This is a genomic window from Thiorhodovibrio winogradskyi (genome assembly GCF_036208045.1).
Classification (GTDB): Bacteria; Pseudomonadota; Gammaproteobacteria; order Chromatiales; family Chromatiaceae; genus Thiorhodovibrio; species Thiorhodovibrio winogradskyi.
The window spans coordinates 4,664,612-4,688,476 of record NZ_CP121472.1 but is presented as its reverse complement, the minus strand read 5'-3'; the positions used below and the strand labels follow the sequence as shown (position 1 = coordinate 4,688,476).

General features: G+C 52.3%; 26 protein-coding genes and 1 pseudogene. 14 read left to right on the top strand and 13 right to left on the bottom strand.

Annotated elements, in window-relative coordinates:
* Nucleotides 1-29 precede the first annotated feature (29 nt).
* Nucleotides 30-986 carry a SphA family protein gene (locus Thiowin_RS21555; protein WP_328985027.1) on the bottom strand — a complete coding sequence of 319 codons (957 nt, stop codon included), beginning with the start codon at nucleotides 984-986 and terminating at the stop codon, nucleotides 30-32.
* Nucleotides 987-1,342: 356 nt separating this feature from the next.
* Between Thiowin_RS21555 and Thiowin_RS21550 the strand changes: the two genes are divergently transcribed.
* The 3 genes from Thiowin_RS21550 (at nucleotide 1,343) to Thiowin_RS21540 (ending at nucleotide 2,537) form a co-directional block, all read left to right on the top strand.
* Entirely contained in the window at nucleotides 1,343-1,648 is a 306-nt protein-coding gene (locus Thiowin_RS21550; protein ID WP_328985026.1) for a hypothetical protein, read from the top strand.
* A 6-nt stretch (nucleotides 1,649-1,654) separates the two neighbouring features.
* A complete protein-coding gene (locus tag Thiowin_RS21545) occupies nucleotides 1,655-2,170 on the top strand; it encodes a hypothetical protein (protein WP_328985025.1) in 516 nt (171 codons plus the stop codon).
* Nucleotides 2,171-2,282: 112 nt separating this feature from the next.
* Complete coding sequence (locus Thiowin_RS21540; protein ID WP_328985024.1) at nucleotides 2,283-2,537, top strand: IS4 family transposase; 255 nt, start codon at nucleotides 2,283-2,285, stop codon at nucleotides 2,535-2,537.
* Between the two features lie 86 nt (nucleotides 2,538-2,623).
* Here Thiowin_RS21540 and Thiowin_RS21535 read toward each other — a convergent pair whose 3' ends face one another.
* Entirely contained in the window at nucleotides 2,624-2,755 is a 132-nt protein-coding gene (locus Thiowin_RS21535) for a hypothetical protein (protein WP_328985023.1), read from the bottom strand.
* 752 nt (nucleotides 2,756-3,507) lie between these two features.
* Between Thiowin_RS21535 and Thiowin_RS21530 the strand changes: the two genes are divergently transcribed.
* Nucleotides 3,508-3,765, top strand: coding sequence for a UPF0175 family protein (locus tag Thiowin_RS21530; protein WP_328985022.1), 258 nt, complete (start codon nucleotides 3,508-3,510; stop codon nucleotides 3,763-3,765).
* A gap of 204 nt (nucleotides 3,766-3,969) precedes the next feature.
* Nucleotides 3,970-4,248: a DUF3368 domain-containing protein gene (locus Thiowin_RS21525; protein WP_328985021.1), complete on the top strand. Its 279-nt coding sequence runs from the start codon at nucleotides 3,970-3,972 to the stop codon at nucleotides 4,246-4,248.
* Between the two features lie 573 nt (nucleotides 4,249-4,821).
* Here Thiowin_RS21525 and Thiowin_RS21520 read toward each other — a convergent pair.
* The 10 genes and pseudogenes from Thiowin_RS21520 to Thiowin_RS21475 all read right to left on the bottom strand — a co-directional run bounded on the left by Thiowin_RS21520 (nucleotide 4,822) and on the right by Thiowin_RS21475 (nucleotide 17,057).
* The gene (locus Thiowin_RS21520) at nucleotides 4,822-6,249 is read right to left on the bottom strand and encodes an IS701 family transposase (RefSeq protein ID WP_328983310.1); all 1,428 of its coding nucleotides are present in this window, start codon (nucleotides 6,247-6,249) and stop codon (nucleotides 4,822-4,824) included.
* A gap of 81 nt (nucleotides 6,250-6,330) precedes the next feature.
* Nucleotides 6,331-6,759 carry a type IV pilin protein gene (locus tag Thiowin_RS21515; protein WP_328985020.1) on the bottom strand — a complete coding sequence of 143 codons (429 nt, stop codon included), beginning with the start codon at nucleotides 6,757-6,759 and terminating at the stop codon, nucleotides 6,331-6,333.
* A gap of 152 nt (nucleotides 6,760-6,911) precedes the next feature.
* Nucleotides 6,912-7,588, bottom strand: a pseudogene (locus tag Thiowin_RS21510) (DUF6946 family protein).
* 194 nt (nucleotides 7,589-7,782) lie between these two features.
* Nucleotides 7,783-11,397, bottom strand: a complete 3,615-nt coding sequence (locus Thiowin_RS21505) for a pilus assembly protein (RefSeq protein WP_328985018.1) — start codon at nucleotides 11,395-11,397, stop codon at nucleotides 7,783-7,785.
* A 103-nt stretch (nucleotides 11,398-11,500) separates the two neighbouring features.
* Nucleotides 11,501-11,971, bottom strand: coding sequence for a pilus assembly PilX family protein (locus Thiowin_RS21500; RefSeq protein ID WP_328985017.1), 471 nt, complete (start codon nucleotides 11,969-11,971; stop codon nucleotides 11,501-11,503).
* Between the two features lie 212 nt (nucleotides 11,972-12,183).
* Nucleotides 12,184-13,641, bottom strand: coding sequence for a PilW family protein (locus tag Thiowin_RS21495; RefSeq protein WP_328985016.1), 1,458 nt, complete (start codon nucleotides 13,639-13,641; stop codon nucleotides 12,184-12,186).
* Nucleotides 13,642-13,700: 59 nt separating this feature from the next.
* A complete protein-coding gene (gene pilV / locus Thiowin_RS21490) occupies nucleotides 13,701-14,219 on the bottom strand; it encodes a type IV pilus modification protein PilV (protein WP_328985015.1) in 519 nt (172 codons plus the stop codon).
* Nucleotides 14,213-14,740: a GspH/FimT family pseudopilin gene (locus Thiowin_RS21485; protein WP_328985014.1), complete on the bottom strand. Its 528-nt coding sequence runs from the start codon at nucleotides 14,738-14,740 to the stop codon at nucleotides 14,213-14,215. The genes pilV and Thiowin_RS21485 overlap by 7 nt, the downstream gene beginning before the upstream one ends.
* Complete coding sequence (locus Thiowin_RS21480; RefSeq protein ID WP_328985013.1) at nucleotides 14,740-15,327, bottom strand: GspH/FimT family pseudopilin; 588 nt, start codon at nucleotides 15,325-15,327, stop codon at nucleotides 14,740-14,742. Before Thiowin_RS21480 ends, Thiowin_RS21485 begins: the two co-directional genes overlap by 1 nt.
* 1,118 nt (nucleotides 15,328-16,445) lie before the next feature.
* Nucleotides 16,446-17,057 carry a DUF3782 domain-containing protein gene (locus tag Thiowin_RS21475; RefSeq protein ID WP_328985012.1) on the bottom strand — a complete coding sequence of 204 codons (612 nt, stop codon included), beginning with the start codon at nucleotides 17,055-17,057 and terminating at the stop codon, nucleotides 16,446-16,448.
* Nucleotides 17,058-17,197: 140 nt separating this feature from the next.
* On the opposite strand from Thiowin_RS21475, the gene Thiowin_RS21470 reads away from it, so the two are divergent.
* The 4 genes from Thiowin_RS21470 to Thiowin_RS21455 all read left to right on the top strand — a co-directional run bounded on the left by Thiowin_RS21470 (nucleotide 17,198) and on the right by Thiowin_RS21455 (nucleotide 19,496).
* The gene (locus Thiowin_RS21470) at nucleotides 17,198-17,647 is read left to right on the top strand and encodes a hypothetical protein (RefSeq protein ID WP_328985011.1); all 450 of its coding nucleotides are present in this window, start codon (nucleotides 17,198-17,200) and stop codon (nucleotides 17,645-17,647) included.
* Nucleotides 17,648-18,193: 546 nt separating this feature from the next.
* Entirely contained in the window at nucleotides 18,194-18,499 is a 306-nt protein-coding gene (locus Thiowin_RS21465) for a PIN domain-containing protein (RefSeq protein WP_328985010.1), read from the top strand.
* Nucleotides 18,500-18,545: 46 nt separating this feature from the next.
* Complete coding sequence (gene tnpA / locus Thiowin_RS21460) at nucleotides 18,546-18,980, top strand: IS200/IS605 family transposase (protein ID WP_328985009.1); 435 nt, start codon at nucleotides 18,546-18,548, stop codon at nucleotides 18,978-18,980.
* A gap of 261 nt (nucleotides 18,981-19,241) precedes the next feature.
* A complete protein-coding gene (locus Thiowin_RS21455) occupies nucleotides 19,242-19,496 on the top strand; it encodes a hypothetical protein (RefSeq protein ID WP_328985008.1) in 255 nt (84 codons plus the stop codon).
* Nucleotides 19,497-20,414: 918 nt separating this feature from the next.
* Here the strand turns inward: Thiowin_RS21455 and Thiowin_RS21450 are convergent.
* Nucleotides 20,415-21,068 (bottom strand): DUF3782 domain-containing protein, encoded by a 654-nt coding sequence (locus tag Thiowin_RS21450; RefSeq protein ID WP_328985007.1) that lies wholly within the window; start codon nucleotides 21,066-21,068, stop codon nucleotides 20,415-20,417.
* 140 nt (nucleotides 21,069-21,208) lie between these two features.
* Between Thiowin_RS21450 and Thiowin_RS21445 the strand changes: the two genes are divergently transcribed.
* The 5 genes from Thiowin_RS21445 (at nucleotide 21,209) to Thiowin_RS21425 (ending at nucleotide 23,810) form a co-directional block, all read left to right on the top strand.
* On the top strand, nucleotides 21,209-21,637 hold the full coding sequence (locus tag Thiowin_RS21445) for a hypothetical protein (RefSeq protein ID WP_328985006.1): 429 nt from the start codon (nucleotides 21,209-21,211) through the stop codon (nucleotides 21,635-21,637).
* A gap of 385 nt (nucleotides 21,638-22,022) precedes the next feature.
* Complete coding sequence (locus Thiowin_RS21440) at nucleotides 22,023-22,592, top strand: Uma2 family endonuclease (protein WP_328985005.1); 570 nt, start codon at nucleotides 22,023-22,025, stop codon at nucleotides 22,590-22,592.
* A gap of 268 nt (nucleotides 22,593-22,860) precedes the next feature.
* Nucleotides 22,861-23,094, top strand: coding sequence for a hypothetical protein (locus tag Thiowin_RS21435; protein WP_328985004.1), 234 nt, complete (start codon nucleotides 22,861-22,863; stop codon nucleotides 23,092-23,094).
* 6 nt (nucleotides 23,095-23,100) lie between these two features.
* Nucleotides 23,101-23,367 carry a hypothetical protein gene (locus tag Thiowin_RS21430; RefSeq protein WP_328985003.1) on the top strand — a complete coding sequence of 89 codons (267 nt, stop codon included), beginning with the start codon at nucleotides 23,101-23,103 and terminating at the stop codon, nucleotides 23,365-23,367.
* 152 nt (nucleotides 23,368-23,519) lie between these two features.
* Nucleotides 23,520-23,810 (top strand): helix-turn-helix domain-containing protein, encoded by a 291-nt coding sequence (locus tag Thiowin_RS21425; RefSeq protein WP_328985002.1) that lies wholly within the window; start codon nucleotides 23,520-23,522, stop codon nucleotides 23,808-23,810.
* Nucleotides 23,811-23,865 lie beyond the last annotated feature (55 nt).

The window sequence follows — 23,865 nt, the reverse complement described above, 5'->3', positions numbered from 1 at the left end:
AGGTGATCAGGATCAGGTGAGCTAGATAATCAGTGGAAGTGATGGACGAACCGCAGGTTCAGCCGAACGCCCTCGGGGCGATTCTCCGCATTCGACTCCCAATAGGTATTCAAGAACAAATGGTTATGCGGGGAGAAGTGATACACCAACCCAGGGCCGATGCCGAAGACCTGCTCCTTGCTCCCTTTGAATCCGTTGCCGTCGACTTTGCTTTCGGTGATTTGCTTCAGGTAATAGCCATTTACGCCCAGTCTCAGCTGCTTTGGCATGACTTCGTATGCGGTGGCGAAGTTCACATGCACCGCTTGCCCGGCTTGGCTATCGTCAGCGCGCAGGGACTTCCAGGGATCATTGTTCTCGGCGTTCCAGAGATAATGCAGGCGCCAAGAGGCTGTCCACTTGGGCCCAAGAAAAGCCGTTCCCGCCCAGTAAGGGTTGAATGAAAAGACATTGCTGCTGGGGTTGATGGCATCCTTGGCATCGTAGTCGCCGGTTGGGAAGATCATCTGGAGCTCGATGCGTTGCACCAGGCGCGGACCATTCGGTCCCATGATTGGATCCCATTGCAAGAACGGGCCAACGAGCAAATCGCCCATGCTTGCGCTATTGGTCTTCAAGGCCAGATTGTCGTCCAGGTCGAATCCAACAACCGGCAACATGAGATTGACGCCCCATTTTCCGCCGAACAACAAGGGCTGATCTGACTGGTAAACCAGCTGCGTCAGACTGACGTCATAATTGATGTCACGCGCTTTGAGGCCGTCGCTTGTCGGTAGCGGCAAGTCATCGCCGTCGTCATCCTTCAGCCGGCCATCGCGATAAAACTGCACATATTGCTGCGCATACCAGCCGGGTCCGGCTGGTGGCGCCCCGTCAAGAAAACTGGTGAAGCCTAGATTGACCGACGGCAGTTCGTAGGCCGCGGCCGGATTGGCAAGCAGGGCGCCGAGGGCGACCCCGAACAAATTCCTGACGCTATAAGACATCGATTTCCCCTTTCAGTCAGATATCTCCCGATGTGCGCGGATGCCCTCGGCAATCAGGATAGGATTGCGGCCGCTCGGGCTTTGCAAGCACGCCAACCTGGGACCGAGGCGGCGACTATCACCAAACCAGCAGAATAAGTCAGGGCGACGGTAAATGCCATCCCCACGGCCTTTGGCCCGGCACCGGCGTCCGCTTGCTAAGGAGCATCGGGGTCCGGGTTCGGCAGCCGCTGGCCTGGAGAGAAAGCTGGAAACCCAATCGACGGGTCCGAGGAGGGGGGAGGTTATGCGTCAGGTCGCGAAAAGGCCCATTTTCTTTCCGCGACCTTGATCATGACCGGGTCACCGCCAAACAGGTGCTCGCCCCCCATTTCGCCTGCACTGAAGAACGACTTCGCGAGCATCCCCGGGTGCTGTGCATTCAAGATACCAGCGAGCTGGACTTCTCGACCCAAAAGGGCATCGCCGGTCTTGGGCCGCTGAACTACGAGAGCCGCTACGGGATGTATATCCATCCCACCTTGGTGGTCACACCCGGGCGCGTGGCGCTGGGGCTGCTCGACCTGCATCTGTTTACCCGCGAGCCCGGCAGCCTGGGCCAGGAGAAAGACCCGCTGCGCCCGCTGGAGGAGAAGGAGAGCGTGCGCAGGGTCGATGGCTAGGGGCGCGTGAATGAGGTGGCCGAGACATTGACCGACACGCGCCTGACTTATATTGCTGATCGCGAGGGCGATATTGACGACTTGTTCGTCGAAGCCCCCATCCCGGAGAACAGCGCCGATTGGCTGGTGCGGGTGCAGCATCGCGGCCGCTGCCTAGCCGATGGCGGCAAGCTCGATGAGGCCCTGGACGCCGCCCCGGTGCTCACTGAGATCACCTTCGAGCGGCCTGCCACCAACGGGGCCAAGGCGCGCCAGGTCGAGCAGGAGATCAAGGTGGTGCGCGTGACCCTAAAGGCGCCCTGGCGTCCGGATCGCACCCTGCCCGAGGTCACGGTCACGGCGTTGCTCGCCACGGAGATCAATCCCCCTGCCGGCGTCGAACCGCTCAACTGGCTGTTGCTGACCAATCTGGCGGTGAACACCGCCGAGGAGGCCGTCGAGAAGCTCTCTTGGTACCTGTGCCGGTGGCAAGTGGAGATTTTTTCAAAATCCTCAAAAGCGGCTGTCGCATTGATGAGCTGAAGCTGCAGCTGCAGACGCGCGAACGCCTTGAGCCGGCGCTCGCCCTCTATATGATCATTGCCTGGCGAGTACTCTACCTGACCATGCTCGGGCGCAAGTGCCCGGAAATGCCTTGCCCAACTTCCAAGCGGGCGGTCTTCGCCGAGGAGGAATGGAAGGCGGTCTGGTCACCCAACGCCAAGCCCCACCCGAGGAACCACCCTCGCTCGATTCAATGATCCGCATGGTCGCCAGTCTCGGCGGCTTTCTCAACCGCAAATCCGACGGCGTTCCAGGGCCGAAGACGCTTTGGATTGGGCTGCAGCGCATACCAGATTTTGTGCGTGCGCTGGAGGCTTATAGCAGCGTCGGGGATAGTTATGGGTAATGGTATGATTCCAGGTAGGGTGGATCAAGCGAAGCGGATCCACCAATCCCGCCCAAGCTCTGTATCGGTAATTTTTGAACCCGTACTTAGTGATCTCGGCGCTGCTTGACCAACCAGGCTTCGATGGTGGCGGAATCAAGTCCCTTGAGCCGATCCTCCGGGGCGTAATATTGCAGAACTTCTTCAGGGTCAAGCTCGCTCAGCGCGCTTTCAGCCATTCGCGGGCATCGCGGTGCATGTCGTCTTGCGTGTAGGCCATGTATCCTTCTCCCAGGCGAAAATACCCAATGAGGTTGCGCAGGTGAATGCCGATGTCGCCGGGGCCAGCCCTCAGGAGGGATCAGTGCTGGGAATTACATACATGTCCCCGGAATTCGAAGCGTGGACAAACAGGGAAATTAAGTAAACTGTCCCCAAAACTCCCCCTCGGTGGGTTGAGGGTCAGGGGATTAAACGTGGTCTGTCCCCTATTACTGCCCTGACCTGGTAGGGCAACCCGGTTAGGGCGTCCGCCAGGGCTTGGCCCAAGAGCTTGTGCCAGGGGATGCGTTGGTCACGATGCATGGCAGGAGTTTAGTCGGTCTGCCGGGGCTTGGGGAGGCAATGGCGCGCTGTGGTTGGCTGCCCCCCCCCCCCGAGGCGCGAACCTCAGGGCTGGATGGCGGGGCCAGCGCTCAGGAGGGATCAGTGCTGGGAATTACATACATGTCCCCGGAATTCGAAGCGTGGACAAACAGGGAAATTAAGTAAACTGTCCCCAAAACTCCCCCTCGGTGGGTTGAGAGTCAGGGGATTAAACGTGGTCTGTCCCCTATTACTCTCGTGGTCTGTCCCCTATTACTCGCATGATGAATCCGACCCTGACCCTATCAATTTCTATCAATTTCGTTTCGGCTAGGGTCAAATGCTACAGCAATTAAGTAAACTAATGTCCCCGGAACACTTATTGATCTAACCTGTGAGCCACCCTATGATCCCGCATTGCATCGAGATCGAACTCCCGGATGAGCCGCTCGTCAGCCTCAAGGAAACGCCGGAGCACTTCGCCAAAGAAATAAAGATGCTCGCTGCGGTCAAGCTCTTCGAGTTGGGTCGCCTTTCCTCCGGCCGAGCTGCGCAGCTCGCGGGCATTCCGCGGGTCGCCTTCCTGATGCGGCTTGCCGACTATCGGGTATCGCCCATACAGCTCAGCGCTGAAGAATTGGCAGCAGATGCCGACAACGCCTGAATGCTGACTTTCAGCAACACCTCGCCGCTCCTGTATCTCCATTAGACAGGGCGCCTCGATCTGTTGAAACGCCTTTATGGGACCGTGCATTTCGCACCGGCGGTCCTGTCCGAGCTTCGCGCCGGCGCGGCACTCGGCGTCTCGGTGCCAGAGCCTCAAGATATTGATTGGCTTAGTTTATTAACCGTCCGTAATGCTTCTCTCATGCCACTGATCACGGACCTTGGACCAGGCGAAACCGAGACCATCGGGCTCGCACTGGAGCATCCAGGCAGCCTAGTCATCTTGGATGATTTGTTGGGCCGTCGAGTCGCTCTCGACGCGGGGCTGCGGGTGACTGGCACCCTTGGTCTGCTACTCAAAGCTAAGAGGCTTGGCATGCTACCGAGCATGGCCGCCGCCATCGGCGAGCTACGCAAAGCTGGGATGTGGATTGGCGACAGGCTGGCAACCAATATCCTCGTCGAGGCTGGAGAGCGTTAGCTGCTTTGGCCCACCTCACTCGCAGGAAAGTCGCTCATGGTTATCTTGATCTTAACCTCCGGGAACGAATTCTAGTAGCGGCTTTAGCCGAAGACTGGCCATCACCTTAGCCGGGCCGCTTCATACGCGGCCTGGTTCCTTTCTAGAAAACAAATCGAGCCTGTTCCTTTTATTACCAACCCAATTCGCTTAATTAGGAATTAAGTAAACTGTCCCTGGAACTCGAAGGGCAAGGTTTGGTCGGAAAAGTTTAGCCGATTTATTGCTGTTGGTGAGAGCGGCTGGCAGCCGGGAGCAATTCAGTGAAATGTCCCCGGAATTGCAGAATTAGGTAAACTGTCCCTGCAATTCCGGGCGGACCATATATGTCCCTGCAATTCACTGTGGTTGGCTGGTCCCCCCGAGGCGCGAACCTCAGGGCTGGATGGCGGGGCCAGCGCTCAGGAGGGATCAGTGCTGGGAATTACATATATGTCCCCGGAATTCACAACTTTCTTTATTGTGTTGCACGAGAATTAAAGCGACCCTGGCCCCATAAATTTCTAAATTCATTTAGTTATTAGTTCTACTTTGTTACTTTATCTCCAGACCTCGGTGTTGATCGGCTGCAGCTTTTCGTCGACGCTCAATATCTCGGCGCCTTTGTTCATGGCGAAACTCCATCTGAGCAAGTCGTTTTTGTATCATCTCCGGGTCCTGGGTTAATAGGGCAATAATAAGCAGTCGAACATCGCGACAACTCACTAATGGATGAGTCTCTTGACGAACGATGCGTTCTTTGACCAAGAATGAGAGAGCAAGCATGACGAGCGCCATATGATGATGCCATGCATTCCACTTTCGGACTTGATAGTCAGACATACCCAGTTCGCTTTTAGCTTCTTGGAAAGCCCGTTCAACCCAGTAGCGCTGCGCTTGCATGTACGCCAAGCGCTCAATTGGTGCGTGATGAAGTGCGAAATTCGTGAGCGAATATTTGATCTTGTTGTCCGCAACATTGCGGGTAATGGCTAATGTCCTTGGTCTGGCTGTTTCGCTGATACCGTCCCATACCCAAACCTTGGTCGCAAATACCGAAAGCGTTATCGGGCCTTTGGTGCCATCGCGAACAGTAACCTGCTCCCACTGATCAGGCCGCAGTTGCTGCATGTAATGCTGCACTTCAAGCGATTCTAAATCAGCCTCTGGTTTCGTTGGAGGGCGCCCTTTATTTGAACGTTTCGGCGGGACCTCGATGTGCGGCTCGGAACGATAAATTTTTTGATCGCAGTGGATATCTAGGAAAAACTTCAACCCCATGTTTTCTATAGCGTTTCCGAATTCAAAGCCATGCCCATACAATCCGTCGCCGCCCACCCATCCAAACTCGAGGCCAGCATCGAAATCAGCTTGGATCATTTCTAAAGCTAGCTCAAGCTTCGTCTTATACTGGCGAGCGTTCTCGGGGATTCCGGCTTTTTCGCAACGCTCAGTGTCGGAAGTCCAGGACTTTGGCAGGAATAAACGTTCATTGATCAGCGTACTATGCGTTTTCCAAACCAGGCTGGCATAGACACCGATCTGGCAGTTCTCCACTTTTCCAACGACGCCGGCATATTGGCGACCCACACCAACAGAGTGCTTCCCACTTTTTATGTGCCCTGATTCGTCAATGATGTAACCAACATCATTGATCCGATAACCCGGTTGCTCAGCATACAGCGCGCACGTATCCTCGGCAATCGCCCTGATTAGCGCTTCCGACGACCATGGTGAGTCGGTAATAAACTGCTGAATGCGCTGGTAGCCGTCACCTGGAGTATCATGCTCTTCGATCATGCGTTCGAGATTCCGCTTTCCGGCTTCTGTCTTTAGCAGGCCAAGAATGTAGGCGTGGCCTAGGTCGCTGCTATCGTCGGTCTCAGTGAAAAAATGCGCTTGGTAGCGTTTCAGATGTTCCGACAGGTTATCGACTAGATTGACAAAGTCGTGTTCGTGCTGGTAACCGAAAGGCTGTGCCATTTGCTATTTCTCACATAAAAAATGCTGTCGTCCTGTGAGTATAACAAAAACAATGAGTTACAGAAACATAACAAAGTAGAATTAGCGACGCCAGCATTCGCTTGCGGTGCCGTCCGAACCCTTCTGTCCCATCTGATTGATGGTCAGGGTACCGCAGGTGTCGTTCGCTTGGGCGCTACCGGTAACGGGCGTCGCGTCAATCTGATAGCTGGTCGCATCTGGCGTGCCGTTGTAAGCAAAATCGTAACGATCTGGCATGTTACCTTCAGCAGCGCATCCAGAGTCTAATAGATTGTCACCTGTGGGAGCTGCGTAGGTTGAGCTACCTGTATACCTGCGCTCCATGCGATTTGCCATTTCGAGCAGACAGCTTGCAGCATTAGCCCGCCAAGATTTCAACACATGCTCCTGGTAGGAAGGATAAGCGATGGCGGCGAGTATGCCTACGATGGCGACCGTGATCATGAGTTCGATCAGCGTGAAGCCGCGATGGGTGGAAATCTTAAACATGAACTGACCCTGTTTGAGTTTCGGTTTATTGGTTGTCTTATGAGAATTAATAGGCTAATGATCGATTAAAGACTGGTCTTCGTTTCAATTTAGTGCGAACGCTTAAAGCGACCTGAACCTATTTTTCATTTTTTCTATAATCTTTAATCTTTCTATGCCCGCATCCATTTATCGGCTCCTTGAATCCATCCGACGTGTAGGCGAATATCGCTAGCAAGGCGCTTTGTTGCGACGGAATTGATTGCAGCTGGCATCTGCAGGGTGGCGCTAAATGCCGCGTAGTCATCGAACCAGTCATTGCTTTGGCTAAATGAATGCACGATCATTACTGCGTCTTGGGCGCAGTATTTTTCGCTTCGATAATGGCTGATGCAGTTCGGTGAAGGAGTTGATAGCGAAGGGCATGGGCCGGTGGAAAATCGATTTCAAGTTCTCCGTACAGGAACCTGAGACGCTGCTCTTTTCCAGGAGATGGATCTTTGAACCATTCAGACATTGTCGGGCCGAAGGATTCCGATACTTTTCCTTCCACTGTCATCGAGACCAAGCCCTGCGTTGTTCTACCAAGCACCCACACATCATTTTGCGATGGCCTTGACCCCCCAGGTAGCGGAACCTGATGTTCAGGAATGCAGAGAAGCGCTTCGATTTCCGCTAATTCTGGTGCCTGTGCGAGAACCCTTCTTACCTCATCGGGGATATCTCCGGATTCTTCCCAACAGTGGGCAAGCGCCTTTGCGGAGTGGCCAGTTTTCCAGTGCTTCTCGGGTTCAGCAAGGAGTTGCTTCCAGTCCAGTGGTCCCGATGAAGGGATGTAGATTTTCGTCATTTCTGCGGTTCTTTGATGTACATAGCCACTGCCAGGTTTTTAACCATGAACAAAGCCTGTTTGATGATCACTGTTGCCTTGTGAGGAACTAGCAGGCTAGGGATGAATTGAAGACTGAACTTAATACTAATATTGTGCGATCAAACAATTCGACCCCGGCCCCTTTTCCCCTTTTCCGCATTCCGAAGGCGCGCTTAACGAAGCTGCCGCCAGCTTTGCCGAGGCGGGCCGCCGATTCCTGTAGTAATCGGCTGGCCGGCACCGCCCGTAATGACCAGTTCATCGTTTCCATCGCCAACGCTCGCGGTTGCACCGCCCATTTCCATCTTCTGGCTGGTATATCTCACACCATCTTTCATATCAGAGGGATCAAAAACCCCATCTCTGGTTACATCGAAGCGAGTCCAGCCTGAGATTCCCCCAGACGCGATATCAACGTCTGTGAACCAGCGATCCGCACCGCCGGGGGTGCAGACATCAACCGAAACTTCAGGTACGACGCTGGTGAAGCGAACCACTCCTGTGCTGGAATTGATTGACGGGCGATAAACAACCCGCTCGCCTATCTGGCCGTCTTCAGGGGAAATGAGATCGATATACCATCCTCGCTTGCTAGACCAGTCCATCTCGTTTTCAGTGACTGTCCTCCATGTTTTTCCATGAATGACATCTTCATAGCGAAGCGACTGCGCCAGTAGGTCATCACGATCCGGAGGGTCGGCCTCGCCATCAGTCCAGACCATGCCATCCTCGGTTGTGGTCAGTGTGGCTGAATCCCAAATCCCATAGATCGTTTGTACCGATTCATCGCCAATATCACTTGAGTAGATATACTGTCCGGTGCCGAAAGCAACAATGTACCCCGTCTCCGGGTGACGGCCGACATTCGGTGCTGCCGTGATGGGTTGTGCATTTCCTGCGCTATCTTCCGCGGAGAACAAAGGATCACCATTTGCGGTTGCGGCCAAGCTTGTACCGGTAAAATCAATCTTCCACAGATTTCCTTGTTGGTCGCCAGCGTAGGCCGCATAGATATTGCGATCGGAATCAAACAGCAGCGCAGCTCCGGCTAGTCCATTATCACTTCCGGTTCCAAGATTGAGTTTCGCTTTCAACGCACCTGTCTCGGCATTCACAACAAACAGCCAAGATCCTTGTCCACTTGCAACACCATTGCCAAAAACGACAACTGGCGACCCATTCCACTTACCGACAATGTTGCCAGAACTCATCTGCCCAACCATGTAGCCGAGTTCGCCAAAACCGGTGTCAGACGCGGTATGATCCCAGAGCACATCGCTGGCATCAAAATTGTCAGGATCTGTCACATCCAGGGCAAAAATTCCTCGACCGCCGGCGCCAAGCGTGCCAATTAAAATGCGACGATCACCAACAGTCGCAACTGTCGCGGAACCATCGACTGAGTATTGGTGGCTGTAGTTTGTACTGCTAATTCCGCTTAGATTCTCAAGCACCGCCTTTGGAATATAAGCAAATTTTTCCGCGCCTCCGTTATCTTCCGTGGCATCAAAGGCATGGAGCATCCCGTCATTAGCTCCAACATAAAGAGTGGACGTGCTCTCGTCATAGAAGGGGTTGGAATTAACGATGTCTCCGAGCGGATGGGGGCGATCCCGCAGAGTTCCGCCTTGCGCCTCCTCTTTCGTTTGATCGCCACGCAGCCAATCGACGATATCCTCGTTATAGCCAAAAGATTCTAAGGTGGTGATTTGACTGCTGTCGAATGCAGCCCAGTCGAATTCAGTCACACTGCCATCAACTGTCGTGTAGATAACGCGAGAGTCAGCGTCCGGAATCTTTCCTTCTTCCTCGGTTGACCAGACAGCTGTTTCTGACAGACCATCTTGACTCACGGACAGTGCTTCCAGCTTACCGGCCCAGCTTGAGCTACTGAAACTGGCCGCAAAGGCAAGGGTCCCCGCATCAAGTCGCGCAGTGCTAACGGCCACTGCGGATGCGGTGCCTTCTGTTCGTTTCACAATCAGCTGCAACGCTTCGCCCAGTTTGGTGACCAGTTCTTGGGCATTGCGGGCGTTTAACATCTGGCCCTTGGAATTCACCGCTGCGTGGTAGAGATCATCGACTTGCACCGGGTTACGCATCGCCGTCGGGTTTTGCCACACAGGTGGATCATCGTAGGCGTCTTCAACGCTCTCATGGGTGACTCCGAATAGATGGCCCTGAGCGCCAAGGGTGATGCCAAAGGTCACCATGTGGAGATTCTTGTTGCAATCGAGCGGACCGATGTAGTCGCTAGTATCGGTCGGGCAGCCGGGGGCCACTGGCGAGAGTCCAGCCGTAAGGCCCGTGCGCAAACGATCCTTGTAGTATTTCATTGCGATATCGGCAATGGTATTACTGTAGCTGTCCTCATAGGGCTCACCCATATTCTCGTCCTGGTTTCCGACTCCAGTACTATCCGGATTCGAGAAACCATCTGTAAACAGAAGAGTGAAGTTTTGTTGGCACTCATGAGTGATTAGGTTGCTATTGCTGTTAAATTGGTCCCCAGCATACTTTAACGCTTGGCGGTTTGGTGTACCGCCGCTATTGCCACCACGACCGTAAATATATTCAAAAAAGTTGTCCCGATCAGCCGAGGTATCATAGTCCCAAACACCTCGCAGTGAGCGGCTATTGATGGTAAAAGCACCGATGCGGATACCTTCAAGTTCCTCAAAAGCGAGTCCAATGCCTGCGCGGGTTGCGATGTGGCGTTTCCGGTAGTAGGTAAACCAATTCGCGAAATTTTGAATTTCATCATCATAGCTCCGGCCCGATGGAAAAGGCTCGTCTTCAGCTGATTGAATTTCAATGCGCTGTAGACACCCACCATCATACGCGAGGGCATCAACGCGCGCGGCATCAGCGCCAATGGAGACAAGTGAGCTGGGCCGATTTTCGTACCAAGTGTAATGTTCTGCTTGAGGATTGTCACAGGTATTCGTTACCACCACACCGCTTTCATTTTGAATTTGGTATTCCCCACCTGCTAAAGTTGGTTCTTTTAAGTAATATACGGCAGGGTAATATTCAATTCCAAAACTATCGGTTCCTTCGTCGTTATCTTCACCCCATTTTTCGTCCGTGGTCAGCTCACGCCAATCACCATCATCATTCAGTACAGTTCCAGAAGGAATCACTTGATCTTTTTGAATGCGAAATTTCGCGTTACCACCGGTATCCCGATGCACGACAGTTAAGTTGAAGGTGGATGACCCTTTTACCGGATCAGAAGGCGCAGAAGCGGGTGGCGCATCGCTGAAGGTATAACCGCCCTCTGAAGGCCAAGGCTCGTAGTCTATGGTCGGGTCGTAATACATGCCGTTGTAATCCGGGCTACGGGCAAAAGCTAACGGCCCGATAGGTGGTACGGCATAGTGATCATTGCTACTGTCGCCATATACACGTTCTCCATCCCCTGTACCGTTAGGGAAAAGATAAATATATTTTTTCCAATCGCTACTTGCTCCGCCAGCCTTGTTGAAGTTAAGCAAACCTAACTCAGCGTCGTCGTCCGCATTCAGACCTACAAAACTGTCAAATACGCCTGTACGCCACCAAAGTGCTCCATCGTTGGTTGGCACGAGGAGCTCAGAATCCATGCTTCCAGAGTCGTCAATTGAGAGCACTATGTTCGGTTTAACTGGCGCCATCCCGCTCAGAAAAAGAGGAATCTGGGTTGGCTCGCTACTTATTGCGCCGGTTGAGATCGTGAGACCAGCAGCAAACCAAAATTGAAAAATTTTAGCTTTGTGCTGAATAATATGAGAGGATTTTTTTTTCATGTTAAACAACCACTTGGTGTAAAAAGCCTTAGAGCTGTAGCGATATTATTTATGGTTTAGTTTGCTTTTTAACAAAGCAACAAATCTAGAACATGCGATGATTTCATTCAGTTCCGCTGTTTCTGAATACAGTCGATTCAAGCACCACTACAGCACCATTTTCGGCTTTTCCGACTCCAGTAACCCGATAAAATGCGCAACAAGCATCACTCGTAGTTTCACTGCAAGGCCTGTCAAGGTCATCATAATCCTCGTTGCTGTTTCTAGGGATACCATTAATGGAAAAAGAACCGCTGGTCTCGCTATCAATAGAGTCTGGATCTGGAATTCCATCACTATCAAAGAGTGCCTTTACTGAATTACAGCTGGAAGCGTTCATAACTTGATCTTCCCCAGCGATCAGTGCGCTTTCAGCAGCTTGGAAAACAGTTTTACGCTCGCTTGTGTTCCTTGCCATGCGCTCTTGAAAGGTTGAATTTGATACCGCTGTTACACCTATAATCGTCATCACTAGCAGAAAAATTAATCCAATGACTAAAACGACACCTGCTTGATTGTCATTTGGCGTTATCATCAGCAATAACTCCCAGTTAAATGTGATAGTAATCGAAGGATCAGGGTAGGTGGTTCAATTTGGCCGGATTTTCCCTGTTTCCGATCACGCTGTTTTCATGCAACCTGAACCTCGATGAAGACATTTAAAAACAATAACTTGATGCCGCAGGTGCGCGTGGTAATTGCAGGCCTAAAAAGTGCAGGAAATAGGCCAGATTGAACTACCTAGGATCAGGGGGTTGGATCAAAGGGTAATTTGTTGCGCAGATAAACCGTTGTCGCGAAAGACTGAAAGAAGCGCCGCTGAAAATCTGCACTCAACGATGTAGCATCAAATGGATTACCGGCGGTATCAATATCTGGGAAAGTGATTTTCATGGGCTCATCTACGGCATTGCTCAATTCGGGATCTGTATTTGCTGCCAACATATACAATTTCACAGCATTGATTTCACGCCAATCAGCCACTTGATCAGCTTCTACATAGCTACCTATTGACGGCTCTCGGGTTGACATGCCCTCAGCATTGACATTGTCGCCGTAAAACATAGCAAGGCTGAAAACTCCGGAGATGAGCTGTTCGCTATTCCCTAATCCTTCTTTTACATACAAGGTTGGCAGGTTTTCTGAGTTGTTTCGGATATAATACATCCTAGTATCAAGTGAGTAGATTGATGCAGGTGCCGATGTGATTAAGGCTTTTCGCGCGTTACCAGTTGGAGCTGGGCAAGGATTGGTCTCTAGAGAATATAAGACACCGAGGTCGACATTATTATTTACCCCATTGCGGTAATCATAATTACCAGGCTCCCGAAAGTCTTCATTGGAAGGCGATAGCGCTTGAAACTTTATTTCATGAACTCCATCGCAGGGGGTATTTCTATTAACATCGGAAATTTGAAAAATTGTTGCATTTTGGCAAGTACTGACGACTTCTATCTGGCCTATACATAGAGAAATAGCAGCAGAATTGGAGGTAGAACGAAAGAAAACGCAATCATCATCATCGTCATATTCATCGTCATCGCCTTCAATTCCTAGTACATAAAGAGAGCCGTCAGTATGCCCAACAACTGATGGAGAGGCTTGTCCTATAACTGGAACCCCTCGACCATTGATCCCCCGAATTGTCACCATATCCTGGTCAGTCTCTGCTTCTGTTAGGGAGAGCGCAGAGAGAATAGTTGAAATTGGAAGATTTGTGGGATGTGAGGAGGATGCGGCAAAGGAGGTTCCTTGCCCTTCAAAGCCTTCTACAGCAGGTCGACCATTCAGATTGTACAGCCACAAATACCCAACATCTTCGGAACTGGTGGGTGTTAGCGACGCCGGTTCGGGATCGCTTACTAGGGCTAAGGTGTTATAGAGACGCAATGGTCTGGTTTCAAAATTATGCATCAACAGATTTTTCGTTTCTGAGTTGGTTTGCAACATCAAGGATCTCTGGCAACCAAGCGAACCTGCCATCCGCAGTTGCTGAGCTAATAGCTCTGTTGCAAAACGACCGTTCTCTTGTACTTCTGAGAGCGCTTCATTCGAGCGATAGCTTTGCTTTGTACCAAGTAAGAGCGCAATGATCCCACCGGTCAGAAAAAGGCCGATGGTCATGCCGACCAAAAGCTCGACCAATGTTACTCCACAGGCAGCGCGGAACCTTACATTGGTTTTTCTAAAACACTGATTATTCATTCTTTTATCTCGAAAACTGGTTGTACGGCATGACAAAGTGCGCTCTTTAAACCAGAGGCTTAGTAGGTAATTTGTGTCGTATAAACCTGCCGCTGGTCTTCCGCAGCATCTGCGATTATTTGGCCATCATCGTCGACTAATCGGGCACGGCTTTCGTCCCAGAAGATGCTAATGTCGGCGGTGTTGTCACTATTGATGGTTATTTCTGCACGCGGCAAATCGCCACCGCTGTTCCCGGGTAGCAAACACGCGATTCGGTTAGCCAGTTCATCAAGGTCATCTGCGGCGGCGTCACCCGTATCAGGACGGGGATAGATTTGAGCGCATGTGGCTGACAATGTTTCGTTGTAACTGCTTGCATTCGCCGCATTCGCTCGAATCGCATCGCCAATTTCAAACCCGAGATTTACTGCTTGACTATGAATGTTTGCGGAATAAGCCAGCTTTTGGGAAGTAGCTTGAAGACCTGCGAGACCCAGCAGCCCTACTGATAAGACGATTGCTGCTACGAGTGCTTCGATCAGGGTGAAGCCTGATTCTGCTGTCCGCACGCGGATTGAATGATTGTAAATTACCATGTGCAATCCACCACTCCGGCTTTATTAGGGTTACATGTGCGCGTTCGCCCGGTGTTTTTTATTTGAATGATTCGTTTTTCTGTGTCTATTTCAACTTTGAAGTCACTTTCATCTGTCACGTTCCCCAATGGCGTGTAAGTTATTTCATCTTCCGTATTCGTTATAATTGCATTTGTACTACTTAAAGTTCCAATACGGAGAATTTCGTCATTACTATTGACTTTTATTAACCAACCAGTTGCCCATGTGCCACCCGAGCAACTTGGCGTTGTTGAATTAGGATTAGCAGTATTACAAAGTGAAACATTCGTCCCACGCGAAACTGCCTCAGATCGCGTTAACATCAAAGCACGCCCCATCTCATTTGTCACCGAAGCAATTCGATTGGTACGCATCATTCCTTGAAAACTTGGCACGGCCACTCCCATCAGAATGGCAGCGATAGAGATGGTCACAAGCAGTTCAAGCAAGGTTGTGCCGCGTTGTGAGGAGGGAAAAATATGGTGTGCAATTATTTTCATTAGCAGCTGCTTTTTGTAGTGCGAATGCGCCCGACGCGATTGACGATGATGTTGCGCTGTTCCGGCGGAATGCAAATCCAGATGGATGTATTGCTCAGGTTGCCTTGTCCTTTGGGCACGCCGGTTGGGCTATAGATAACATATCTTGCATAATTGTTGCTAGTGATAGATAAATTGGTGTCATTAATGCTTAACTGGCCAACGCGAATGATGTCAGCTTGATCAGCTAATTGTGCGTCGCGGTTGGGGTCGACAAAAATCAGCCAGCCGTCATGCCAGGAGGCATTTTCGTCGCAGACGGCTACGGTGGCGCCTGGGTCGGGAGATTTGCAGATGCTGACGCTGACGCCCCGACTGACGGCTTCTGATCTGGCTAGGTTCAATGCGCGCACCATTTCATTTGTAACTGTTGCAATTCGATTTGTCCGCAGCATCCACTGAAAACTTGGGACTGCCACGCTCATTAGGATGGCGGCAATGGACAGCGTCACAAGTAACTCAAGCAGTGTAGCGCCTTTCGAGACTGCCGGTAAGCCACTGGCCTTCAAGCCGTCGAAAAGTGCAGTGATGGGCGTGGGTGCTTTCATGTGACAAAGCTGTTGTTGGCGCGAATCTCGGCGGCTCTGCGGTCAAGCGTATCAGAGCGGTCTTAGGTTCGAATGACTATTAATGTTCATGGATTCTCCACATCCCGCCACTGCCTATACCGACACCAATTCTCGCCATCCATGCACAAACACCTGTTCCCAACAAGCTGAATTCCAGGGACAGTTTACTCAATTCCCTCTGGCTTGCGCCCCTCTCCCACCCAAGCCACCTAATCGGCTAAACTTTCCCCAGGCAGCCGACACCCGAGCCATCAACACCGAAGCGCATAGCCCGGAGCCTTTATTAACCACAATGGCATCAAAGGGCAGCAAAGGGTCAGTTTAGATTGATTATTCGAGAACCTTCCAATCGTGCTGTGGCCGTAAAAGACTAGATGATTGATGTATTTCGTTATCAAACTGAAGACAATTAAAGGAATTACGGGGACAGTTTACTGTATTCCCTTGCTGCGCCCCCTTAATAAAAAAATAATCAAAAGGACCAAATAGTTCTATCCAACCATCCCAAAAAAACCGTCATTCGCTTGTCACGCATAACTCAACACCCCGAATCACGAAGCACGCTGCCGTTTGTCACTGATTGCAATAGCTGTCATACCACAGCCCCTCTCAACGGCGACTTCCTCTCATTGCGCGGCAATCAGCGGTGCCCTTGCAGTTCCTGTTTGCCGAAGTCTGAACTGGTTCGCCGAGTCGACCGCCATTGTGAATCCGTCAAGCCGCCACCGGCTAAGGCTGGTGCCCTTGATCTGTCTCGATGCTTTCTTTGAGCTTAGCAGAGGACCTCGCTGCGTCCAGGGTTTCGCGGATCAACGGGGTTGTCTGGCGACGAGCCGGGCAGGATCACGATGAGCGGTCGATTTTTCTTGATGACTGGTCGGATCGCTTCACTTTTCATCGGTTCAGCGGTTGCTTGGGCGACACTGAGCACGGCTTGGCCATTCGGTGCTCGATACCATGCTCTAGCGCCATTATCATCAGTTCATCGCGCTGGTCGCCTTGATCAGCAGCGGTATTGGCCTGGTGATCGTTGCGTTGCCGTTTCTGTTGCGGATTTAGAAACTCGGCTTGCCGGGGCGATAACCGGGTGAGGTGACTTATTCGTCGCCGTCGTAGGAGAAGATGTCGATTTTGCGTTCCAGGCCCATGATGCGCTGCATGAGTTTGGGGGCGATGTAGCTGGTGGCGACCATGAGTTGGGGCTCGACGCCTTCGTGCGCGCGGTAGTCGTCGGCGCTCTGGTAGAGCCGCTCGATGTCTTTGGCGTGCATGCGCGAGGTGATTTCGAGCAGGATATGTTCGCCGTTGCGGATGATGATATCGACCTGACGGTCGCCATAGTAGCCTTCGCGCACCTCGATGCCGTCGATTTTGGTGAGCACGGCATGAATGGTGGCACGAAAGGTGCCTTCGTTGTAGATGCCCCAGCGCCCGCCAAGCGCGGCGATCTGGTCGCCTAGCTGTTTGAAGCCCGCGGACATCTGGTGGGCGAGTTCCTCGACTCGGGACTCGGTGCGCTGTTGGGCGCAAGCGAGTTCCTCGATTCGGGACTCGGTGCGCTGTTGGGCGCGGGCGAGTTCAGCCACGACGGCTTTCAGCTCGGTGAAATCCTCGTGTGTGACGGGGGTTTCGGTCACGCGCTTGTCGATCATGGCCATGACTTGCTGACGCATGACCGGGGTGAGTTCGGTGTTGGGTTCGATCATCATGGCTGTTCGGCCCTCGATTTCCATCCATCGTTGTTCAGAGACAGCATGCCGCTGATCGGTTTGTATTGTCCAGAGACTGAATGGGCTAAAATTCAGTGCAGCGCGCAACAGTAGTCACTGGCAACACGGGAGGCAAGCACATGGCCCTGGCTCAGGAAGATTTTCAGCGCATTGGCGAGTTCGTCAAGGACAACATCAGCCTCTGGTTGGCCGAGCAGAGTCTCGGCAAGCCACCGGTTGTCTATGAGATCGAACTGCGCGAGCGGATGGTACGGGTGGAAGAGGAGCTGAAGCACCAGCGCGAGTTGATGCGGGAAGGCTTCGAGCGGGTCGACAAGCGCTTTGAGGAAATGCGCGAGGACATGGATAAGCGTTTTGAGCAAGTGGACAAACGCTTTGAGCAAGTTGATAAGCGCTTTGAACAAGTTGATAAGCGCTTTGAACAAGTTGATAAGCGCTTTGAGCAGATGGACAAGCGTTTCGACACCATGCTCAAGCGCCATGATCACCAGTTCATCGCGCTGGTCGCCTTGATCAGCAGCGGTATTGGCCTGGTGATCGTTGCGTTGCCGTTTCTGTTGCGGATTTAGAAACTCGGCTTGCCGGGGGGCATAACCGGGTGAATTTGAAGCCTGCGGCCATCTCGAAAGACGGCTGGCTGTGGCTTGAATTGAGCGATACCGATGGCGCGGCTAACTGCGGCACCTTTGATTCCCCTGGCACCTTCGATTCCCGGATCACAGCTCGGTCGCAGCGCGCAACTTCGCTAGCCAGGCTTCGGCGTCGGCACAAAGCACGCAGTCATCGGCCAGCTCTTCGAGCCGACCCAGATTACCGATGCTTGCCAATTGCGCCTCGCTCTGCGCTGCGATTCCTTAATGTTGATTTCCAACCCCGCTCCCAACGCCTTGGGGCGGGGGGGTTGCTATGCTTTCATGCAAGAGGAAAAAAAGGGGTCTGGATCGAATTGTTTCCCGCACTAAATTTAGAACGAAGAGCAGTCCTCAATTCACCCCTGGCCTATTCTTTAGGCAACGCATGGTTAAACGGGCCGGGTTTGAATTCTTTTCGAACGCGGCCTTTTTTGTCATCACGCTCACCTGATCAGGCGCCCTGCGAACGGACGCCATCCTGCCATGCGATATCTGCTCGACACGAACGTCGTTGTTGCGGCTTTGCGCTCTAGAAATGGAGCCAGCAACAAGATTGTGCGTTGGGCCTTGACGGGAGATTTGCCGTTGGTTGTCCACCATAAGTTGGTCTACGAGTATCGGGATGTTCTCAGTCGCCCAGACAACTTGGAAGCGATTGGACTTGCCTGGGAAGAAATCGAAGTGGTGCTTGCCCATCTGGTAGCAAGCGCTCAGGAAGTCGAGATACGCTACCTCTGGCGACCGAACCTTAAGGACGAAAATGACAACTTTATTGTCCCAACCGTTTAGTGAAAACTATGCACTTTAGTGCAAGACTTTTAGTAAACTCTCATTTATGAGGTCTTACAGAAAATCGTCACATACAGTTCACGATCTGAAAGTTCACCTAATTTGGGTTACGAAATATCGCTATGCGGTATTGACGAAAGAGGTGGGGTATCGTACGCGTGATATTATTCGACAAGTATGTGCGCAAAACGACGTTCAGATTATCAGTGGTGCAGTGAGCAAAGATCATGTTCACCTGTATATATCGTATCCGCCAAAATATTCAATAAGTGATTTGGTTAGATGGTTCAAAGGCCGTAGCTCACGCAAATTACAGGAAGAATTTCCGCAGCTTGGTAAGCGTTATTGGGGAAGGCATTTTTGGGCAATTGGGTATGCAGCATTTAGTTCGGGTCATGTAACTGACGAGATGATCCGAGAATATTTGAAACATCACGAAGATCATCCGAATCACCAAGATGATGGTTTTACCGTTGAATGACTTTGAGTCATGATTTAACTGACTTAAGTCAGTGTCGACTTTCAGTCGGTTTCTAACCGAAAGTGCGACTTTCAGTCGCAACTCATACTATGGACTTCCAGTCCATAGTGGTTGATTTTGGAAATTGCTATTGCTGCTTGGCCTTGCTCTATCGTGACACATAACCTGAAAGATTTTGAACAGTCAGAACTTCGCTTTCCGCAAATTGCCCTCTGGACACCAGGACAGTTGATACGATCCTTGACACATTAGGTGGTAACGATGAGCAAGCTCTCTTTCCCATTAAGAATCCATGAAGATGAACGTGTTCGTGCCAAGCGACTGGCCGAAGCCTTAGGGGTCTCTGAAAGTCGCCTATATGCCGAACTCATCCACGAGGGCCTGTTGATTCGCGAGCAGATACTCTACATGACGCATTTGCGCGAGATCGCCGCATCAACCAGCAAGGATGATGCCTTGGGGATACTCACCAATACGGCAGATACACAACCTATTTCGACAGATGTTAGCGAATGAGCAGGAATTCAAGGGACAGTATACTTAACTCCTCACACTGATCCCTCCTGACCGCGGCCCCCACTATCCAGCCCCCGGGCTCGCGCCTCTGAGTTCCGGGGACGGAAAAAAGTGCGGAAAAAAGCGGTCTGGATTGAGTTGTTTCGCGCACAAATTTAGAACGAAAATAGGCAAATTGGGCCAGGTTCGATTTAATTCGCAGGGCTAAAAGGAGTTGCCGTATCAATTATCATGGAATTACGGGGACAGTTTACTGTATTCCCTTGCTGCGCCCCCTTAATAAAAAAATAATCAAAAGGACCAAATAGTTCTATCCAACCATCCCAAAAAAAAACCGTCATTCGCTTGTCACGCATAACTCAACACCCCGAATCACGAAGCACGCTGCCGTTTGTCACTGATTGCAATAGCTGTCATACCACAGCCCCTCTCAACGGCGACTTCCTCTCATTGCGCGGCAATCAGCGGTGCCCTTGCAGTTCCTGTTTGCCGAAGTCTGAACTGGTTCGCCGAGTCGACCGCCATTGTGAATCCGTCAAGCCGCCACCGGCTAAGGCTGGTGCCCTTGATGTGCCTCGATGCTTTCTTTGAGCTTAGCAGAGGACCTCGCTGCGTCCAGGGATTCGCGGATCAACGGGGTTGTCTGGCGACGAGCCGGGCAGGATCACGATGAGCGGTCGATTTTTCTTGATGACTGGTCGGATCGCTTGACCTTTCATCGGTTCAGCGGTTGCTTGGGCGACACTGAGCGCGGCTTGGCCATTCGGTGCTCGATACCATGCTCTAGCGCCATTATCATCAGTTCATCGCGCTGGTCGCCTTGATCAGCAGCGGTATTGGCCTGGTGATCGTTGCGTTGCCGTTTCTGTTGCGGATTTAGAAACTCGGCTTGCCGGGGCGATAACCGGGTGAGGTGACTTATTCGTCGCCGTCGTAGGAGAAGATGTCGATTTTGCGTTCCAGGCCCATGATGCGCTGCATGAGTTTGGGGGCGATGTAGCTGGTGGCGACCATGAGTTGGGGCTCGACGCCTTCGCGCGCGCGGTAGTCGTCGGCGCTCTGGTAGAGCCGCTCGATGTCTTTGGCGTGCATGCGCGAGGTGATTTCGAGCAGGATATGTTCGCCGTTGCGGATGATGATATCGACCTGACGGTCGCCATAGTAGCCTTCGCGCACCTCGATGCCGTCGATTTTGGTGAGCACGGCATGAATGGTGGCACGAAAGGTGCCTTCGTTGTAGATGCCCCAGCGCCCGCCAAGCGCGGCGATCTGGTCGCCTAGCTGTTTGAAGCCCGCGGACATCTGGTGGGCGAGTTCCTCGACTCGGGACTCGGTGTGCTGTTGGGCGCGGGCGAGGTCCTCGATTCGGGACTCGGTGCGCTGTTGGGCGCGGGCGAGGTCCTCGATTCGGGACTCGGTGCGCTGTTGGGCGCGGGCGAGTTCAGCCACGACGGCTTTCAGCTCGGTGAAATCCTCGTGTGTGACGGGGGTTTCGGTCACGCGCTTGTCGATCATGGCCATGACTTGCTGACGCATGACCGGGGTGAGTTCGGTGTTGGGTTCGATCATCATGGCTGTTCGGCCCTCGATTTCCATCCATCGTTGTTCAGAGACAGCATGCCGCTGATCGGTTTGTATTGTCCAGAGACTGAATGGGCTAAAATTCAGTGCAGCGCGCAACAGTAGTCACTGGCAACACGGGAGGCAAGCACATGGCCCTGGCTCAGGAAGATTTTCAGCGCATTGGCGAGTTCGTCAAGGACAACATCAGCCTCTGGTTGGCCGAGCAGAGTCTCGGCAAGCCACCGGTTGTCTATGAGATCGAACTGCGCGAGCGGATGGTACGGGTGGAAGAGGAGCTGAAGCACCAGCGCGAGTTGATGCGGGAAGGCTTCGAGCGGGTCGACAAGCGCTTTGAGGAAATGCGCGAGGACATGGATAAGCGTTTTGAGCAAGTGGACAAACGCTTTGAGCAAGTTGATAAGCGCTTTGAACAAGTTGATAAGCGCTTTGAGCAGATGGACAAGCGTTTCGACACCATGCTCAAGCGCCATGATCACCAGTTCATCGCGCTGGTCGCCTTGATCAGCAGCGGTATTGGCCTGGTGATCGTTGCGTTGCCGTTTCTGTTGCGGATTTAGAAACTCGGCTTGCCGGGGGGCATAACCGGGTGAATTTGAAGCCTGCGGCCATCTCGAAAGACGGCTGGCTGGGGCTTGAATTGAGCGATACCGATGGCGCGGCTAACTGCGGCACCTTTGATTCCCCTGGCACCTTCGATTCCCGGATCACAACTCGGTCGCAGCGCGCAACTTCGCTAGCCAGGCTTCGGCGTCGGCACAAAGCACGCAGTCATCGGCCAGCTCTTCGAGCCGACCCAGATTACCGATGCTTGCCAATTGCGCCTCGCTCTGCGCTGCGATTCCTTAATGTTGATTTCCAACCCCGCTCCCAACGCCTTGGGGCGGGGGGTTTGCTATGCTTTCATGCAAGAAATTTTAGTTGCAATTCATCAGGAACTTGCCCATGTCAGCACTTGCCGAACAACTGCCCTTCGATGCTGAAGCCTATCTTGCTTGGGAACAAGACCAAGCCGACAAGCATGAGTTTTATCGCGGCGAGGCCTTCGCCATGGTTGGTGCGCGCCAGGATCATGTGTTGGTCACACTGAATCTGGCGTCTGCGCTCAAACACCGCCTGCGCGGCAGCTCCTGTCGAACCTATGTGTCGGACATGAAACTCCGGGTCGCCGCCGCGGAGGCGTTCTTTTATCCGGATGTCATGGTGTCCTGCGATGCGCGCGATCATGCCGCCGAGCTTTTTTTGCAATACCCGCGGCTGATCATTGAGGTGCTGTCGGCGGGTACCTCGGCGTTTGACCGCGGGGCCAAAGCGGCCGCTTACCGACTGCTGCCTAGTTTGCGCGAGTACGTAATGGTGGACATCGAAGCACGCCGGCTGGAACACTTCCGCCGCCATGATCAGGGCGACTGGCGGCTGCAAGACTGCCACAAGACCACCGCCTGCCGGTTCGAGTGCCTGGAGTTGGAGCTGCCAATGGCGGAAATCTTCGAGGATGTGCCGGCACGGGACTGAAGCCGCCCAACCAACCCGGCTCAAGCGAGGCGCGCTACCTGAATTCAAGGGACAATATGCTTAACTCCTCACACTGATCCCTCCTGACCGCGGCCCCCACTATCCAGCCCCCGGGGCTCGCGCCTCTGAGTTCCGGGGACAGAAAAAAGTGCGGAAAAAAGCGGTCTGGATTGAGTTATTTCGCGCACAAATTTAGAACGAAAATAGGCAAATTGGGCCAGGTTCGATTTAATTCGCAGGGCTAAAAGGAGTTGCCGTATCAATTATCATGCAAATCAGAGAAATAGTAGGCGCCATTCAAAATATCGAAGTCATTGCAAAAGGCTCCTCGGTAAAAATTAGAAAGAAACTTCAAAAACTCCATGGGCGTGGTAATTGGAGAAAAATGAAAGGTATTGCCGAAGTTCGACTTTCCGATAATTCAGTTCGATTATGTGAAATTCTTTGGTTTGAAGCGCATGGTATTGGAAAGAAGCATATTAAAGTTAAGCATTATTTATGAGGGGTGATGATGATCGATCATTTTGACGGAAAATGGCTTGTTGTCTGCGTTGATAATCGGGGAAACGAAGAGTCTCTCGAAAGGTGGAAAATATATCAATCGTTACCTGATGAAGAGGCGGAGAAGCATCAAGAAATTCGCGTTATTGATGAGGAAGGAGAGGATTATCTGTATCCTGCCGACTGCTTTTCACCCGTTTTTCTTATAGACGCTGTAGCAAAATCCTTGGTTACTCAGTATTCGACTCATCGAAATGCCACAATGAGTAATTAAGGAATTTCGGTGACAGTAGGTGGAATCAAAGACCACTGAGTGAGCAAGGAGCGGTGCCTACTTGCTCTATGCCTACGCGAAGAATGTCGCTGCCGACCTGACACAGGATCAGTTGCGGCGGTTGTCTGATGTGATGCAAGCGGAGATTCGAGATGAATGACAAACAGTTCGACGAGTTGCTGGACAGTGTGCGTGACATGGGCCGCCATATGCGTGGCGAGAAGGTGGCTGGCTTGCGCGTCCTGGAATTTCCCGATCCCGACGTCAAGGCGATCCGCGAGCGCACCGGGCTGTCGCAGAGCCGTTTTGCCTATCTGATCGGCGTCAAGCCCAAGACGCTGCAGAACTGGGAGCAGCACCGAGTTCGTCCGGCAGGTCCTGCCCGGGCTTTGCTCAAGATCGTCGAGGCCAACCCTGAAGCGCTCTCGGCGATACATGCGTAGCTGGTGTTCAGTAATTAAAGAGAATCAAAGGGGTCTGGTTCGAATTAATATTTAC